The following is a 17,319-nucleotide window of genomic DNA, read 5'->3' as shown; positions in this document are numbered from 1 at the left end:
CGGGCTGGTACATCCCGGGCGAATCGGTCGCCGGGTGCCGGATCGGGCGCGCCGACACTCGGCACGATTCCGAACCGGTCGGCAGGGGGTACTAACCTTCTCCCGGTGACCGAGTCCGCTGATGGATTGCTGCCCGACCCGAGGGGGGTCGGGTCCGAGGAGTTTCCACATGCCGACCGGCTGCGCTTGTTCTCCTTCGCCACCGCCGAGAAACGGGCCGACTACCTGTGGGTGTTGCGGGCCTTCGACACCGCCCGCGCCGCGTACGTGGTGCTGCTGCACGCCTCCGATGTCGCCGACACGCTCAATCGTTGCCCGGGTGCGCCCGCGCTGACCGCGACCGAGGTCGGGCCGCTGCTCGAGCAGTTGCACCAGTGGGGAGTGCTGGAGCGCAGTTACGACGGGACGCGGGCGGCCACGCTGGCCGAATATCGGAACCGGCACTTCGTCTATCAGTTCTCGCAGGCGGGATATCAGGCATATCGGGCGGTTTCGGAGGTCCTCGACGCGCGGCTCGACGAGGCATCCCTGTCGCGTCTCGTCCTGCCGGAGCTGCTGGCCGATCTGCACACCCTGGCCGAGGCCAACAAGAGCGCCGACGCGCCCCGGGTGTACCGGGTGCTCAACCGCCTGGACCGGGCGCTCTCGGACCTGGCCGAGCGCGCCGCCCACTTCTACCTCACCCTCGGCGATCTGGTGCGCACCACCGAGGCCACCCCCGAAGCCTTCCTCGCGCACAAGGACGCGCTGCTGGCGCACATGCGCGAATTCTCCATGGATCTGGCTCGTTTCGCGCCGCGCCTGGCCACCGCCATCCGCGAGGTCGAGGCCACCGGCGTCGAGGACCTCATCGAGCGGGCGGCGCGCTGCGACGAGCGCGTGCTGCTGAATACCGATGAGCGCCAAGCCGATTGGCGGTCCCGCTGGCAGGGTTTGCGGGCCTGGTTCATCGGCGACGACGAGGGCGGGCTCACCGAATGCGAGCGCCTGCGCGAGGCCACCATGAGCGCCATCGCCGCCGTGCTGTCGCTGCTGCGCCGTGTCACCGAGACCCGCAAGGGCGGCGTCAGCCGCGAATCCGCGCTGCGCCATCTCGCGGGCTGGTTCACCGCCGCCCCCACCGCCGAGGCCGCCCACGCCCTCTACGACGCCGTCTTCGGCCTCGGCCGCCCCCGCCACCTGTCCATGTACCATCCGGACGCCGATGTCATCCCCGCCATCCGATCCTTGTGGGACGCACCGCCTTTGGAGATAGCGCGCACCCTCGCCGAAACCGGCCGCCCGCCCACGCCGGGCGCGCCCGCCCGCCTGCAACGCAATGACGCGGGCATCCGCCGCCTGCGTCAGGTCCAGCTCGACGCCCAGCGCGCCCGCGCCGAAGCGGCCCGCTCCCTCGCCTCCGCCGACCTCTACGACCGCGAGCTCGACGAGGGCGAAACCGAGGTCCTGCTCAAGCTTCTCGACGCCGCCTCCACCGCGTGGGTCCCGGTCAGCGGCCGCGTACCCGGCACATCCGGCTCGGACAACGGCGTCACGCTGACGGTGTCCGAACACACCGGTTCGACCCTGGTCCGCACCTCCAAAGGCGTACTGCACCTGAACAATCGACGCCTGGAAGTGCGCGAGACCGCCTCGCTGCGGGCACGCGGGTCCGGTGCGCGCGCAGGTCGCGGCGTACCGGAACCGACGACCGCCACCATCGAGGAGCCGACCTCACGCCAGGCCGATGGCGCGCCGGAATCGTCTGCCACCCGGCAGGTTCCACCCACGCCGTCGGCACACGACGTCACCGACGGCAGTGACAGCGAGCACGGCAGCGACGCGGGGACCCACATCGACAGCGGCAGTGGCGATCCCGGCAGCACCGGTGGAGATCCTCGCAGCGGCGGGGAGGTGGGCTGATGCATGCGCGGAGTATCGATTCGCTGGCGTTGGACAGTTATCAGCGCGCGGCGCGGGTGATCCTTGCCAACCATCTGGTGACGCGGACTTATCCGGATCGGATTGCGCTGCCGCTGCTTCGGCGGTGGGCGACGGAGTTGCGGGAGGACCCGGCCGAGCTGTTCGGGTATCGGCTGGAGGTGACCGAGACGACGGCGCGGTTGTTCCCGGTGCTGGATCGGCTCGATGGCGGGCGGCCCGCACGAACCACGGGCGACCGGCTGTTCGATCGACGGCGTTACTCCTATCTGGCGTTGGCGCTGGCCGCGTTGGGGCGGGCCGGGGATCAGATCACCCTGTCGGAGTTGGCCGATCAGGTGGCGGCGTATACCGAGCGGGTGGACGGGCTGGAGCTCGCGCCGGATCGGGCCGCGGATCGGGATGCGTTCGTGGACGCGGTCGGCTGGCTGGCGGCGCGCGGCGCGGTCACCCTCGCCGACGGTGACGCCGGGGGCTGGGCCAGTGATCCCGAGGCCGGTGAGGCGCTCTACGACATCGACCGGTCGGTGGTGTTCGCGCTGTTCCGGCCGCCGCGGGCGCTGCAGCACCTGCAGAGTGTCACCGGGTTGCTGGGCGAGGAGGCCGGTGGCTCCGATACTCGTTCTCCCGCAATGGCTCTGGCGGCGCGGAAGGTGCGCCGGGCCCTGGTGGAGCAGCCGGTCGTCTACGCCGACGAGCTCACCGAACCCGAGCGGTCACTGCTGGCGCAGGAGAAACTGGTCACCGAGGTCGAGTATCTGACCGGCCTGCGGGCCGAGCGGCGCGCGGAAGGCGTTGCGCTGATCGACAGTTCGGGGCGGCTCTCCGATGTCCGCTTCCCGGGCACCGGCACGCTCGCGCAGGTGGCGCTGCTGCTCGCGGGCGAGATCGCCGATCTGGTGCTGGATCTCGACAATCCGGTGCAGCGCAGGCCCCGCCCTGACCGTCCGTTCACCGATCTGGCCGAGCAGCTCGACACCGCCATCCCGGTGACGACCGTCTTCGCCCCGCTGGCCGATCCCGTGGATGTCTTCGGCGCGCACGAGGATTCGGAAGAGGACGCCGAGGAACCCGAGATCCCGGATTTCCCGTTCGTCGAATCGTCCTGGATCCGCGACACCGTGCAGATGCTGACCGGCCGCTACGGCAACACCTTCGCCGCCCAGTGGCAGGCCGACGTCCCCGGCCTGACCGCCGAGGTGGTGTCCCTGCTCGAGCGGCTGCGCCTGGTCGAGCTCGTCGACGGCGGGCTGCTCATCCTGCCCGCGCTGGCCCGCTACCGGGGTGCGATCGTCACCATCCGCACCCGTGCGGAATCCGAATTGTTCCTCTCCCCAACGCAACTCGACTCTCACGCGCAAACCAACTCTCCCGCGCACAACGACGCGGACAGCTCCACACAGAAGGGATCCGGGCACTGATGGCCGACCACATTCACGGTGGAGTGCGCTTCGTCCCCACCCGGGCGGGCATCATCAACCTGTGGGACTACCGCGACCAGGAGTTCTGCTTCGCCGACGGCCGCCTGGTGCTGCGCGGGCCCAATGGCTCGGGCAAGACCAAGGCCCTCGAGGTGCTGTTCCCGTTCGTGCTCGACGGCCGGATCGAGCCGCGCCGGCTCAACCCGTTCGCGGGTGAGGAACGCACCATGAAGTCGAACCTGCTCTACCGCAAGCAGGAATCGGCCTACTCCTACGTGTGGATGGAGTTCGCGCGCGGCAGCTGGGACTCCCCGGAGACGGTGACCATCGGCATCGGCATGCGCGCCACCCGCTCAAACGACAAGGTGACCCGCTGGTATTTCGTGGCCGACGGCCGGGTGGGCGTGGACTTCTCGCTGCTGGGCCCCGACGACCGGCCGCTGACCCGCAAGCAGCTGGCCGAGCAGATCGGCTCCGACGCCATCGTGGACCGGCCGGTCGAGTACCGCAATGCCATCGACGCCCGCATGTTCGGCCTCGGTCAGCAGCGCTACGACCAGCTGATCAATCTCATTCTGACGCTGCGCCGCCCACAGCTGGCCAAGAACCTCGACCCGCGCGGACTGTCCCAGGCCCTCACCGACGGCCTGCGCCCGCTCGACGAGCAGCTGATCCTCGACGCCGCCCGCTCCTTCAGCGATATGGAGGAGGTCGGCCGCACCCTCGAGGGCCTGATCCAGGCCGACACCGCCACCCGCGATTTCGTCAAGGTCTACCACAAATACCTTGCCGTGCAGGCGAAGACGGATATCGACCAGGTGCGCACCCGCCTGGACGCGGTCACCCACTCCGGCACCGCCCTGCACGCGGCCGCCGCGCTGCGCCGCCGCCGCGACACCGAGCGCGCCGCCGCCGAGACCCGCGCCGAGGACGCCGACCGCGCCTACGAGCAGGCCCTCGCCGACCGCGAGACCCTGCAGCGCTCCAGCGCCTACGAGGGCAAACAGCAGCTCGACGACCTCGCCGACGCGGTCCGCCGTCTGGAGACCTCCGCCGCCGTCCACAACGACAAGGCGTTGAAGTCGCGCCAGACCGTCGATCAGCGTCTCGAGGAATCCGAACGCGCCCAGGCCGCCGTGACGAACGCATCGTCGGCCCTGGCCCGTGGCGAGGACGAATTGCGTTCCGCCGCCGAGGAAGCGGGCATCCCGTGGACGACGCTGCCCGAGTCCGCCCGCGCCGACAATCTCACCACCACCGTCCGCTCCCACGCCGAGGAACGTGACGCCGACGTCCGCGCCGTCCGCCGCGCCCTGACCCTGGTCGACCAGGCCGTCACCGAACGCACCCGCGCCGAACGCGCCGCCCAGCGTGCCGTGGAGGCGCGCGAGTCCGCGGCCGCCGAATTGGCCGCGGCCGAAGCCGGAGTCGCGCTCGCCCGATCGAATACCGCTGTGTCCCTGCGTGACTGGTGGGACACGCACCGAGAGGTCTACTCCCCCATCCGGACCGGCCTGTTCGAGGCCATCGACGATGCGCTCGCCATGGTCGGCACCGAGCAGGCCCCTCCCCGGGACGCCACCTCCGGCGGCAAGGCGAAGAAGGGGCGCGGTACCGCGTCCGGCGAGGCGGCCGGAAATCGTTCCGCCACAACGGGCGCGGGCGGCGCGGCGTTGGAAGCCGCCGAGGCGAGGGCAGCGCTGGCCATCGCCCTCGACGACGACACCGCTCCCGCCACACCGGCGGAGGTCCTCGCCGAGCGCACCGAACCGCTGACCGACGAGATCCGCGCACGGCGGCAGGAGGCGCGTGCGCGCGCCGCGCAGGCCACCACCCGGGCGGGTGAGCTGCGCGCCGAGCGGGAGTCGGTCGCGGCCGAACGCGACGACGCGCCAGCCGGTTTCGCGGCCCGCACCGATATCCGGCCGGACCGCCCGGGCGCGCCCCTGTGGCGTCTGGTCCGTTTCGCCGATGCCGTCCCCCCGGCGCGGGCGGCGGGGATCGAGGCGGCCCTGCAGGCCGCGAACCTGCTCGACGCGTGGGTGTGCCCCGGCGAGGAACTGCCCGAGCACGCCTCCGATCAATTCCTGGTGCCGCTGCCGCCGGGAGAGCGGCCCTCCGGGCGCACGCTCGCCGACGTCCTCGTGGTCGAGGACGACACCGATTCACTGACCGTGCCACGACAGACCGTGGCCGACGTCCTGGCCTCGATCGCCCTGCACGAATCCGACGCGGCCGACGGCAAGCGGGCCTCCGGCAAGGACGACCCCGCGCCCGGGAGCGGTTCCGCACAGCGGGTTTCCGGTGCGGCGGCCCAACCGGTCGCGTCCGGCGGCGGTGTCGCCATAGGCGCCGACGGCCGCTTCCGGCAGGGGGTTCAGGTCGGCCGTCACGTCAAGGCGGACGCGGAGTTCATCGGCACCACCGCGCGTGCCCGGCGACGCGAGCTGCGCCTGGCCGAGCTGGCCGCTGCGATCGAGGCGGCCGTGACCGAGGCCGAGATCGCCGCGGCCGCCGAACAGGCCGCCACCGACGAACTGGGCCGGATTTCGGCCGCCGCCAAGGCGCTTCCGCGCACCACCGCGGTCACCGCGGCGCTGCGGGGCGTCGCCGAGGCGGCGGGCATGCTGCGCTCGCGGGCCGAGGCCGCCGGGCAGGCGGAGCGGGATCTGGATCAGGCGGTGGCGGAATACTCCGCGGCGGACAAGAAGGTCCGGGCCATCGCGGCCGATCACAAGGCGCCGCGGGATCCGGCCGAACTGGACGCGTTGGCCGCTGCCGTAAGGCATTTCGAGAACGCGGGGACCGCGCTGCTGCGCCTGCGCGGGGATCATCAGCGTGAGCACGAGCGGGCGCGGGAGGCCGGGGATCGGCTCGAGGAGTCCAAGGATCTGGCCGAGGCGTTCGCCGAGGAGGCCGAGGCCGCGCGCAGCGGGTATCAGGAGCAGTTGCGCAAGCTGGAGACGCTGCGCGACGCGCTGGGAGCCGGTGCGGCCGATATCGATCGGGAGCTCGAGGCGGCCCGGGAGAAGATCGACGCGGCCCGCGCCGAGCAGAAGGCGGCCCGCAAGGCGGCCGCGGAGGCCATCGAGGCCGTCGGTACCGCCGAGGGCGCGCATCGGGCCGCACACGACACGCTGGGCACCGCGCTGACCGAATTGCTCGCCGACGTCCGGCATCTGGCGCCCTACGCGCGCCCGGACCTGCTGAGCCTGCTGGGCGCGCCCGCCGAGATCCGCTGGCCCAGCAGCGATGCCGCCTGGCCGACGCCCGAGCAGCTGCTGTACCGGATCGAGAACGGCGACCCGGAGCAGGCGCCGAAGGTGCTGCCCGACGAGGTGTCGGCCCTGTTCGAAACCCTCGCCACCGCAACGGCTTCGGTGCGCGCCGGTGAGGCGGCGCGCAAGGCCACCCGCAGCGCGGTCACCACCGCCCTGCAGGAATTCGACGCGGCGCTCACCGCCGCCCGCCAGGACTACCGGCTGCACTGGGATGCCGCCGACGGCCTCACCGTGGTCCAGGTGCACGACGATCACGGCCTGTCCGCGCTGGCCGATTTCGCCGAGCGCATCGGCGGCGCGCGCCGCGACCAGGAACTGCTGCTCACCGACGCCGAGCGCCGCATCCTGGAGGACGCGCTGCTCACCGGCCTGGCCCAGCAGATCCACGAACGCACCTCCGACGCCCGCGATCTCATCTCCCGCATGGGCACCGAGATGAAGCAGCGGCGCATGTCCTCGGGCAACACCATCGGCGTGCACTGGGTGCTGGCCGACAACCTCTCCGAACCGGCCCGCGCGGTCTGCAAGCTCCTCGACCGCGACTCCGCCGACCTCACACCCGAGGACCTGTCCACCATCCGCGCCTACTTCGCCGCCGAGATCCGCACCGCCCGCACCGCGCACCCGGAACGCTCCTTTCCCGAGATCCTGGCCGCCACCCTGGATTACCGCGCCTGGCGCATCTTCTCGTTCACCATCCTCACCGCCGACGGCACCGAGGACCGCCTCACCGTGGCCCGCCACAGCGCCCTGTCCGGCGGCGAACAGTCGGTCTCACTGCACCTGCCGCTGTTCGCCGCGGCCCACGTCATGCTCGACTCGGCCGACCCGCAGGCGCCCCGCCTGCTGGCCCTGGACGAGGCCTTCGCCGGTGTCGACGACAACGGCCGCAGCGAACTGCTCGGTCTCTCCGTGCAATTCGACCTGGACCTGTTCATGACCGGCTACGACCTCTGGATCACCTACCCCCACGTCCCGGCCTGCGCCCACTACGATCTGGCCCACTCGGCGGCCGAGAACACCGTCAGCGCAACCCTGCTCGTCTGGGACTCCGACGATCTGCTCGCCGAGCACGACGGCTCCGATCTCACCACCGCCCTCGGCTCCCCCAACCGCCGCCGTCTCCCGCACGGCCTCGAAGGCGCGATCCCGCTCGACGAGGAACTCGAAACGGTGGGCTGACAACCGAATCCGCCCCCGGGGGCCGACGCGCCCGGTCGTCGCGTGACGACGCACCGATGCGTGGCCACCGGACGCCGCCGGAGACCTACTGCGGGGCCGACGGTGTCGTCGATTCGTCACACGACGATCCACCGCCCTCAGCACCGGTCGCCTGCGGCGTTTCGGCGCGATACCAGGACCGCAGAGAGCGCATGAAGGTGGTCTGCTTGTCGGCGTGGGCGCTCATGCGCTGCAGGATGTCGTCGAGGGTGGCGACCGCGTCGACGATGCACGGCCCCCTTGTTGAGCATGACGCATTCGGCGCGGACTCCCATGGCGGCGTCGGTGATCTCGGCGCGTGAGGGCCGCCCCGAACGCGCCAGCTGATCGAGCACCTGGGTCGCCCAGATGACCGGCAGGTGGGCCGCCTCGCACAGCCACAGAATCTCCTCCTGGAGCTCGGCCAGGCGCTCGTAGCCGCATTCCACGGCCAGATCGCCGCGCGCGATCATGACACCGGCGCGGGGACGGCGCATCACCTCGAGCAGGATGGCGGGCAGGTTCCGGAAGCCCTGCGCGGTCTCGATTTTCACGATGACGCCGAGTCCGTCGCCGCCGAGCTCGTCGAGGGCGGCCAGCAGATCGCTCACATCCTGGCGGGTGCGCACGAACGACATCTCGACCAGGTCGGCGTGCTCGATGACGAACGGCAGGTTGGCACGGTCGGTTTCGGTCAGGGCGGGCACCGGCAGGGTGGTCTCGGGCAGGTTGATGCCCTTGCCGGCGCGCAGTTTGCTGCCGGGCGCGGTGGCCTCGGTGATGGTGACCGTGATGGTGTCCGCGTCGCAGTCCAGGATCCGGCCGGTGATCCTGCCGTCGTCGAACAGGATCGGCTGGCGGCGGCGGACATTGCCGAAGACCTCCGGCAGCGTACAGCCGATGCGCGGCAGACCCCGGGGCGGGACCTCGGCCGGAACGCAGTCGCGGGTCAGCAGCAGCGTGTCCCCCGGCGAGAGCACCAGGTGCTGCTCGACCGGGGGCAGCGGGCCGACCTCGGTGATGACGCCGGTATCGGCGACCAGTTTCGTACCGGCCAGGATGTAGGCGGTGCGGCCGGTACAGGCCAGCGCGCCCCCGGCGTCGGCGTGCACGACCGTGAACAACCGCTTGGCGTCGCGGGCGTCTTGCAGCCGGAAAGTGGAGGTGGGGGCCAGCTTCGACAGCCAGGCGGCGTCCACCGGCAGCACCGGGACGTCCGCGCGCGGCGGCGGGCCAGGCCGATCGATCGGGGTGAGCCAGCACCACGCCGTCTCGGTGACCCGGCCCAGCACGTCGCGCACCGGGCGCAGCTTCACCACGGGCGGGCCCTGGGCGATCGGGCCGGTGCGCAGCTTCGGTCCCGCCAGATCCATTGCGACACGGCACGATCGCGGGCCCTCCCGCCGCAGTTCGGTGATCATCGCGGCCCAGGCGGCCGGATCGTCGTGGGCGCAGTTGATCCGGGCGACGTCCATGCCCCGGTCGACGAGATCGGCGATGAGCTGGGGGTCGGCCGCGGCCGTTCCGGGCAGGGTGACCATGATGCGGGTCGAGCGCCGGGCGGGCGCGGGCCCCAGCAGCTCGAAGGTGCGCCGCCGCAGCACGTTCGCCCCGGCGGTGTACCCGTTGGGCGGCAACCGGTCCGGATCGTCGGAGTGCGCCAGCGCCCGCGCCGCCGTGCCGATGGCGTTCAGCGTGGATGCCACGTGCCCCTGGCTGCGCCCGAGCGAGGACAGTCCGAACGCGGCCAGCCGCCGTTGCAGCCCGCGCAGATCGAACTGGCGGATCGCCCAGTAGTGCACGAGATTCAGCGCACCCGCGCGATGGCGCGGGTCGACGCCGGCGATCCGGACCGCCCATTGCCGTTCGGCGTCCGCCAGCGCGTCTCGCAGGGTGTCGATTTCGGTGATGATTCGGTCGAGGTCGCCGATGCGCACGGCCCAAGTCTGGTGGCGGGGTGCGGCGCGGCCTAGGGACCTTCGCCCCCGAATGGGATCAATATCGCAATCCGGTTGCGCCACGCCGGGTTCGGCAACCCCGCTGAACGCGCGGTCCGAACCGCGATCGATCCTGCCCCGACTTACCCACTCACCCGCGTGTCGCAGGGCGGCGCGCCGTAAGGATTGGACCATCGGCAAATCAACAGTTTCGCGGTTGGGCGTGTATCGACTAAAAATGTTCTCCGTGCCTACCGGAATCACCTGTCAGCCATCCGGACTCCCTGGACGGGGGTCCAGATGACTATTGAACATCCGCGCGAGGACGAGGTCAGCCAGCTAGCGCAACGGGTCGAGAAGGCCCGGGGTCGGCTGGCCTACCAATACGATCCCGCTCTCACCGATGCGCTGTCGGAGACCGAACTGGTCGCCGAGCGCGATCTAGCCGAGCGCATTCGCGAGCAGGAGCGGGCTCAACGCTGGAAGCAGGCCGAGGCCGCGGCCAATGCCGCCGATCGCGCCCGGCAGACCACCGAAGAGATTGAGAAGGCCGACATTCGCGACTTGCTGCTCGCCCGCAAGGCGATCGCCGCGCAGCGGCGAGAATCGAGCCCGCACGCCAAACTGGCGTCGCTGTACAAACATCGCGCGTGGAGCCAGCGCGCACTCGCGGGAGTGGTCGCCGCGGGCATGCTCTGGTCCGCGGTCAACGTGCAGCACAATATCGCGCCGGGCGGTGCGAGCGATCCGCTCTACTGGTTCAGTTACCTGCTCGAAGGCATGATCTCGGTCTGCCTCGTGATCATCATGATCGGCACCAACAAGGTGGCCGAGTGGGGTGTGATCGACAGCCGCAAGCAGGTCGTGGTCGCCGAGATCGCGCTGCTGAGCCTGACGGTCATCCTGAACACCTACCCGTATCTCAAGCAGGGCAGCTGGTACGACGTGGCGGTGCACACCATCGCACCCGTCATGATCGGTGTGGCGCTGCTGATCCACAATGCCGCGGCCGGACGGTACGGCCTGGCCATCGTGCGGGCCACCGACCAGATCCGGGATCTACCCGATCCGGGCGAACAACTACGCCGCGCCGCACCGACCGTAGTGTCGTGGCCCAGCCGCCCGCAGCCGCCCTCGGCGCCCACCCCGACCCCCGCCCTGCCCGCGGCCCCGGTCGAGGCCGAGCGGACCGTTGAGGCCGATGCCCGGGTGGTCGAGCCCGACACCCGGGCCACCAAGTCCGAAACCCATTCGGACAATGGCAAGTCCGCCGACAAGGAACGCCGCTCCGCCACCGGCAAGACCCGCAAGGCCGAAGAGGACGAGCGCTCCCCGCTCGCCGACCTGACCGACCCGGTGCCCCCGCTCAATGTCTACGACACCGGCCAGTTCCGGATCGCCGAGACCCTGGAGCAGGAACTCGCCGAACTGCAGGCCGCCCGCCGCCGCGCCCGCACCGCCTCCCGTCCCCGCAACGGCAGCTCCCTCGACGACTGAGCCGCCACCCGAATCGGCCACCGCCCCACCGGCTCCGGCCGATCCACCCGCCCGCCACCCCGGTGCCCGCACCCAGCGGCACCGGGGTGGCGTCGTTTCCGGCCGCCGAAATCTCCGTCGGGGGGATCCGGACACCCCTTGCGCCCCTGCGGATTCGCCTGACAGAGTGAGCCGATGCTGAAGCAGGTGGCCGACGGCGTCTGGGTGCGGCAGAGCGCGTGGGTCTGGAGCAACGCGACCGTGGTGCGCGGCGAGGACGGGTTGATCCTGGTCGATCCGGGCATCGACGGCTCCGATCTGGACGAGCTCGCCGATGAGGTTGACCGGCTGGGCATTCCGGTGGTCGCCGGGTGCTGCACCCATCCGCACTGGGACCACCTGCTGTGGCATTCCCGGTTCGGCGACGTGCCGCGCTACGCCACCGCCGCGTGCGCCGAGCTGGCCACGGGAGCCCGGGAACGCGCACGGGCGATGGCGGCGGAGAGCGCGTCGGGCGTCCCCCTGGAGTTGGTCGCGCTCGTCACCCCGCTGCCCGCGGACGGCGGGCCGGTGCCGGGCGAGATCATCGAACACGGGGCACACGCGGTCGGCCACGCCGCGGTCCTGCTCGCCGACCGTGGCGTCCTGATCGCCGGAGACATGTTCTCCGACATCCTGATCCCGATGCTCGACGCGCGCCGCCCCGGCCAGATCGACGCCTACCGGTCGGCCCTCGACCACCTGGAAGAGGCTGCGAAGCGCATCGAGGTCCTGATCCCCGGCCACGGCACGGTCGCCGAGGGGCCCGAGGTAGCCGCACGCATCACCGCCGATCGCGCCTACATCGAGGCCCTACGCCGCGGCGCGGAACCGGACGACGCGCGCCTCGGCCCGGATGCACCCCAAGCCCGGGATTGGCTCCCCATCCACCGCTCGAATATCGAACAGGCTCAACGGCAGTAGCGTCTTTCGATCGCACGGCGGCCGAACTCGATCGGCCGGAATCACCTCGGCGCGCGGCGGTGTCGCTCAGCGAGCGGCGGTCTCGGCGGGTACGACGACGGCCGAGCGGGGCTGGGTGGGGGTGCCCGTGTGCTGGACGTAGCCGAGCCAGCCGGTGCCGACGAAAACGGCGAGCAGGACGGCGGTGGGGAGTTCGAGAATCAGCCAGCCGGTGGCGAATACGGCGTCGCGGACGGGGTGGGCGGAGCGGTGGACTCGGACGGGTGGGCGCTGATGCCGGAGCGTGCCGTGATTGGAACGGTACTGCGTGCCCTGCCTGCCCACCAATGCCTCCATCACTAGGGAAGTCCCGAACCCAGCATGCCGAATCGGCGGTGCTCGCACAGCGGCGAACGAGCGGACACCGCGATGTCCGGTCGGGCTGGGCGTGCACTCGCATCACGGAGTATGCCGAACAGGACGGACATTGGGGTCACATTGCCCGGACATACCGAAAACGGCACGCCCGGTGTGTCGCGCTCACCGGCTGTCTCGGTGTGGGTGGGGCGCGGGCCCTGCTACCCGGCCAGGCCCGAGAAGTCGCGCAGCACAACGTGATTGCGGTCGAGCAGACTGCCCAGCGCGTGGTCGGGGTGCAGGCCCAGGTATTGGCTGCGGGTGCGGGTGCTCCAGCGGCGGGCCGCCTCGGAACGTGTCTTGCAGAAGTTGACCATGTAGCCGCCCTCGTAGACGCGCAGCAGTGTGTAGCCGCCCGGGTATTCCTTGACCGCGCCGACCTCGAGGAACTCCACCCCGACGCCGGAATCCGGACGGCTCAGTCGGTTTCGGTGGGTGTGGCCGCTGTGATGCAGGAAAACGCCCGGCGCGGCCGCGTAGATGGCGTGCAGTGCCGCCGCGTTGAGCCGGTCCATGACGAATCCGGGGCCGCCCGGATTGCTCACCGCCGCATGCCTGGTCACCGGGTGGTGGCCGAAAATCAATGTCGGCCGATCGGGTTCGCCGCGCAGGAGTTCGCGCAGGTGGTCCAGCTGCGGCGGGCTTATGGTGCCGCCCGCGCCGCGCGGGCGAGTGGTGTCCAGTCCGATCAGGCGCAGGCCGCCGACGAAATATTCGACGAGCCGCTCGCGCGCGTGGAACGCCTCGCCCCAGTGATCGGGCTCCCCCGGCGGCCGGATGTCGTGATTTCCTCTGCACGCGAAGTAGTCCCGGCCGAGGCTGCCCCATCCGTCGAGAAGTTCGCGCACGCCCCGCGATTGCGCGGCCGTCCCCGAATCGGTCATGTCCCCCGCCACGATGAGCTGGTCCGCCGCGCGGTCCGGGAGTCGCAGATCCTCCAGCACGGCCCGCAGCATGAATTCGGGATATTCGTCGGTACTGTGGCGCAGTCCCTCGAACAGGCCCGCGAACAGTCCGCTGGCGAGTTCGCCGAAGTGCAGGTCGTTGGCCAGGGCCAGGGTCCGGATCAGCCGTCCGGGCGGCGGTGTCAAAGTGGTGAAAACACCGGTGGATTCGGGTGTTCCGGACCGCCGGGTGACCAGTGTGCGCGCGGGCGTCGCCCGCCGGCCGTCGGAGTAGGCCGCGAAGCGATAGGCCCGCCCCGGTTCCAGATCGCGGATCTCCGCGTAGTGATAGGCGGTCCGCCGCCCCTCGAAATGCCAGATCCGCGGTTCGGCGCGGCCGTCGGCGGGCCCGATGCGCACCTCGGTGTCGGCGGGCACCGGCCGCAGTCGCCCGGCCCGGTTGCGCGCCCGCGTGGTCCAGGTGATGACGGCCGAATGATCGGTCACCGTCACGACTTCCAGGTCCGAGGCCACCACGGCCTCGCGCTGCTCACGCCGCGCCTCCGCGGCGAACAGCGGGCGCGGCGTGCGCACGGCCACCGCCGCGCCCGCGCTCGCCGCATTGGCCAGCCACATGGTCCGAAGCCGCGGTTCCAGCATCACATCTCCGTCCGCCGAGCCCTTCAGGGGCGACGGTACGGTTACCAGATAAACCTCCAGGTGCCCGAATATGACCGATCAGCTTCCAATTACGGACATTCAGGTCATACCCGGGCGGCCCGGCGTCAGAAGGGCTTGGCGGGCAGGTACCGCGCGCCGGATCAGCGCAGGCTGGCGTCCGGCAGGCGGGCCGGGCAGGGGCCGTCGGGGGCGGTGGCGAGTTCGAAGTGCCACCACTCGTTGTCGTACATGCGGCACAGGCCCCAGTGGTTGCCGTTGTCCTCGAGCCACTGGGCGCCCTCGCGGGGGCCCACGTCGATGGCTTCGCCTGTGACGTGGGTCGATTCGCCGGGTGGGAGGACCCAGCGGCGGGCCGCCTCGGGGGTGCCGTAGGTCTGGATTCCGTCTTCCCAGAGGGCTTCCTGTTCGGCGGGGGTGCGGTAGCCGGAGGTGATCCACAGTGCGACGCCGTTGGCGTGGGCCTGGGCCGCCGCCGAGGTGTAGGCGGCGGCCAATAGCGGATCGAGGCCGTCGGTGCCGGCGGCGATGGCCTGGGCGGTCGGGATGCCCTCGCCGTTGATCGAAAGATCCTGTGGCAGGACAGGAACCGCGTGCACCGCGGGGACGGCGGCCAGCGAGCCGCCGAGCAGCACGGCCATGGCCGCCACGCGGCGCACGCCGCGCCGCCGGATCATCGGCATCTCGGTGCCGCCGTCCACGCTCATCGGATCAGCCGCGTTCCTTGGAGCGCTCGCGCACGCGCAGGGCGATCGGCTTGGAGGTCTCGGCGAAGAAGTCGTTGCCCTTGTCGTCGACGACGATGAAGGCGGGGAAGTCTTCGACCTCGATCTTCCACACGGCTTCCATGCCGAGCTCGGGGTATTCGAGCACCTCGACGGATTTGATGCAGTCCAGCGCCAGGCGCGCGGCGGGGCCGCCGATGGAGCCGAGGTAGAAGCCGCCGTGCTCCTTGCACGCCTTGGTGACCTGCGCGGAGCGGTTGCCCTTGGCCAGCATGACGTGCGAGCCGCCCGCGGCCTGGAACTGGTCGACGTAGGAGTCCATGCGCCCGGCGGTGGTGGGGCCGAAGGAGCCCGAGGCGTAGCCGTCGGGGGTCTTGGCCGGACCGGCGTAGTAGACGGCCATGTCGCGCAGGTACTGCGGCATGGGCTCGCCCGCGTCGAGACGTTCCTTGATCTTGGCGTGCGCGATGTCGCGGGCCACGACCAGCGGGCCGGTCAGCGAGAGCCGAGTTTTGACGGGGTACTTGGACAGCTCGTCGCGGATCTCCGACATCGGCCGGTTCAGGTCGATCTTGACGACGTCGCCGCCGAGGATGGAGTCGGTCTGCTCCGGAAGGTAGTGCGCCGGTTCACGTTCCAGCTGCTCGAGGAAGACGCCCTCCGGGGTGATCTTGGCCAGCGCCTGCCGGTCGGCCGAGCAGGAGACCGCGATGGCCACCGGGCAGGACGCGCCGTGGCGCGGCAGCCGGATGACGCGCACGTCGTGGCAGAAGTACTTGCCGCCGAACTGCGCGCCGATGCCGAAGGACTGGGTCAGCTTGAAGACCTGCTCCTCGAGCTCGAGGTCGCGGAAGCCGTGCGCGGCCATCGAGCCCTCGGTCGGCAGGTTGTCCAGGTAGTGCGCCGAGGCGTACTTGGCCGTCTTGAGGGCGAATTCGGCCGAGGTGCCGCCGATCACGACCGCCAGGTGGTACGGCGGGCAGGCCGCGGTGCCCAGCGAGCGGATCTTCTCGTCGAGGAACTCGAGCATGCGGTCCGGGTTCAGGATCGCCTTGGTCTCCTGGTACAGGAACGACTTGTTGGCCGAGCCGCCGCCCTTGGCCATGTAGAGGAACTTGTAGAACGGGTGCGCGGGATCGCCGGGCTGCGAGTACAACTCGATCTGCGCGGGCAGGTTGTTGCCGGTGTTCTTCTCGTCCCACATATTGATCGGGGCGAGCTGCGAGTAGCGCAGGTTCAGCTTGGTGTAGGCGTCGAACACGCCGCGCGAAATCCATTCCGCGTCATCGATTCCGGTGAGCACGCCCTCGGACTTCTTGCCCATCACGATGGCGGTGCCGGTGTCCTGGCACATCGGCAGAATGCCACCCGCCGAAATGTTCACGTTCTTCAGCAGATCCAGCGCCACGAACCGGTCGTTGCCGCTGGACTCCGGATCGTCGATGATCTTCCGCAGCTGCGCCAGATGCGCCGGGCGCAGGTAGTGGCTGATGTCGTGCATGGCCTCCGCGGTGAGCATCCGCAGCACCTCGGGCTCGACCTGCAGGAAGGTCCGCCCAACCGCCTCGAACGTGCTCACACCCTCGGTGGTGAGCAGCCGATACGGCGTCTCGTCCTTACCGATCGGCAGCAGATCCGAGTACAGAAAATCAGGCGCGGTCACGAATCGCACTCCTCGAGCAGGGCTGGGGGCTGGTCAGCCAACGGTTCAAGCAGAGTGACTCTATCCAGCACCCAACAGGCCGTTGCGAACAGGTACAGGTTGCACCTTCAACCGGGCGGGTGTTACCTGTGCATGATGCGCTTGTCGGCGACGGGGAGGACTTAGCATGGCAGTGGAACCCGGGAGTGGAACTGTGGCCGAAACCCGTTGGCTCGACGATGTCGAGATGCGCGCGTGGCTGGGATATGTGTTCACCCGCGATCTCATCGCCGCGGCGGTCGGGCGGGATTCGCTGCGCGTTTCGAATCTGACCTATGTGGAGTACACGGTGCTGGCCCGGCTCGCCGACGCCACCGATCATCGGCGCAGCTTCGCCGAGCTCGCGGCGGTGCTGGAGTGGTCGCAGTCGCGGCTCTCGCATCAGATCACCCGGATGGAGAAGCGCGGACTGGTTGCGCGGGAGTCCATTCCCGACGATGCCCGCCGCACCGCGGCGGTGCTCACCGAAAAGGGCGCGCAGGTCCTCGATTCCGCCGCCCCCTCGCATGTCGACAGTGTGCGCCGTCACATGATCGATGTGCTGGATCGTGGCCAGCTCTCCGCCCTGGCCGACATCTACGACACGCTGCTGGCCCACCACCGAAGACCCGAAACCCGCGACGAGCACACCTCTTGACGACCGAGCGGCGACCTGGGTTTGGTTTGGGCCGCATGGGGTAGTGGGTAAGACTAGGCTCGGCACCGGCTTCCGACGGTGGTCGGCACCGACTCAGCG

11 protein-coding genes are annotated in these 17,319 nt (G+C 70.4%); 6 read left to right on the top strand and 5 right to left on the bottom strand.

Annotation, left to right across the window (positions count from 1 at the left end; translation table 11 throughout):
* Nucleotides 1–105 precede the first annotated feature (105 nt).
* From NS2_RS02545 to NS2_RS02535, 3 genes are read left to right on the top strand one after another with little or no spacing between them, the layout of a single operon-like run.
* Entirely contained in the window at nucleotides 106–1,902 is a 1,797-nt protein-coding gene (locus tag NS2_RS02545; protein ID WP_373867303.1) for a TIGR02677 family protein, read from the top strand.
* Nucleotides 1,902–3,341, top strand: a complete 1,440-nt coding sequence (locus NS2_RS02540) for a TIGR02678 family protein (RefSeq protein WP_081985584.1) — start codon at nucleotides 1,902–1,904, stop codon at nucleotides 3,339–3,341. The genes NS2_RS02545 and NS2_RS02540 overlap by 1 nt, the downstream gene beginning before the upstream one ends.
* Entirely contained in the window at nucleotides 3,341–7,804 is a 4,464-nt protein-coding gene (locus tag NS2_RS02535) for an SbcC/MukB-like Walker B domain-containing protein (RefSeq protein ID WP_033085402.1), read from the top strand. Before NS2_RS02540 ends, NS2_RS02535 begins: the two co-directional genes overlap by 1 nt.
* A gap of 137 nt (nucleotides 7,805–7,941) precedes the next feature.
* Here the strand turns inward: NS2_RS02535 and NS2_RS02530 are convergent, their stop codons facing one another.
* Nucleotides 7,942–9,759, bottom strand: a complete 1,818-nt coding sequence (locus tag NS2_RS02530) for a pyruvate kinase (RefSeq protein WP_306455113.1) — start codon at nucleotides 9,757–9,759, stop codon at nucleotides 7,942–7,944.
* A 300-nt stretch (nucleotides 9,760–10,059) separates the two neighbouring features.
* Here NS2_RS02530 and NS2_RS02525 point away from each other — a divergent pair, with 300 nt between their 5' ends.
* Both NS2_RS02525 and NS2_RS02520 read left to right on the top strand, forming a co-directional pair.
* On the top strand, nucleotides 10,060–11,256 hold the full coding sequence (locus NS2_RS02525; protein WP_033085403.1) for a hypothetical protein: 1,197 nt from the start codon (nucleotides 10,060–10,062) through the stop codon (nucleotides 11,254–11,256).
* Between the two features lie 174 nt (nucleotides 11,257–11,430).
* Nucleotides 11,431–12,198 carry an MBL fold metallo-hydrolase gene (locus tag NS2_RS02520; RefSeq protein WP_033085404.1) on the top strand — a complete coding sequence of 256 codons (768 nt, stop codon included), beginning with the start codon at nucleotides 11,431–11,433 and terminating at the stop codon, nucleotides 12,196–12,198.
* A 66-nt stretch (nucleotides 12,199–12,264) separates the two neighbouring features.
* Here NS2_RS02520 and NS2_RS02515 read toward each other — a convergent pair whose 3' ends face one another.
* The 4 genes from NS2_RS02515 to NS2_RS02500 all read right to left on the bottom strand — a co-directional run bounded on the left by NS2_RS02515 (nucleotide 12,265) and on the right by NS2_RS02500 (nucleotide 16,544).
* The gene (locus NS2_RS02515) at nucleotides 12,265–12,522 is read right to left on the bottom strand and encodes a hypothetical protein (protein ID WP_143161345.1); all 258 of its coding nucleotides are present in this window, start codon (nucleotides 12,520–12,522) and stop codon (nucleotides 12,265–12,267) included.
* Between the two features lie 233 nt (nucleotides 12,523–12,755).
* Nucleotides 12,756–14,138: a metallophosphoesterase gene (locus NS2_RS02510; protein ID WP_033085406.1), complete on the bottom strand. Its 1,383-nt coding sequence runs from the start codon at nucleotides 14,136–14,138 to the stop codon at nucleotides 12,756–12,758.
* A 161-nt stretch (nucleotides 14,139–14,299) separates the two neighbouring features.
* Nucleotides 14,300–14,863 (bottom strand): M15 family metallopeptidase, encoded by a 564-nt coding sequence (locus NS2_RS02505; RefSeq protein ID WP_228102772.1) that lies wholly within the window; start codon nucleotides 14,861–14,863, stop codon nucleotides 14,300–14,302.
* Nucleotides 14,864–14,867: 4 nt separating this feature from the next.
* The gene (locus NS2_RS02500) at nucleotides 14,868–16,544 is read right to left on the bottom strand and encodes a fumarate hydratase (protein WP_052085955.1); all 1,677 of its coding nucleotides are present in this window, start codon (nucleotides 16,542–16,544) and stop codon (nucleotides 14,868–14,870) included.
* A 193-nt stretch (nucleotides 16,545–16,737) separates the two neighbouring features.
* Here NS2_RS02500 and NS2_RS02495 point away from each other — a divergent pair, with 193 nt between their 5' ends.
* Nucleotides 16,738–17,220 carry a MarR family winged helix-turn-helix transcriptional regulator gene (locus NS2_RS02495; protein ID WP_052486547.1) on the top strand — a complete coding sequence of 161 codons (483 nt, stop codon included), beginning with the start codon at nucleotides 16,738–16,740 and terminating at the stop codon, nucleotides 17,218–17,220.
* Nucleotides 17,221–17,319: the final 99 nt, after the last annotated feature.

Origin of the sequence: Nocardia seriolae NBRC 15557, from assembly GCF_007990715.1 — a bacterium.
In the GTDB taxonomy this organism is placed as follows: domain Bacteria; phylum Actinomycetota; class Actinomycetes; order Mycobacteriales; family Mycobacteriaceae; genus Nocardia; species Nocardia seriolae.
Note: the sequence above shows the minus strand (reverse complement) of the source record. Positions and strands in the feature narration are given on the sequence as shown.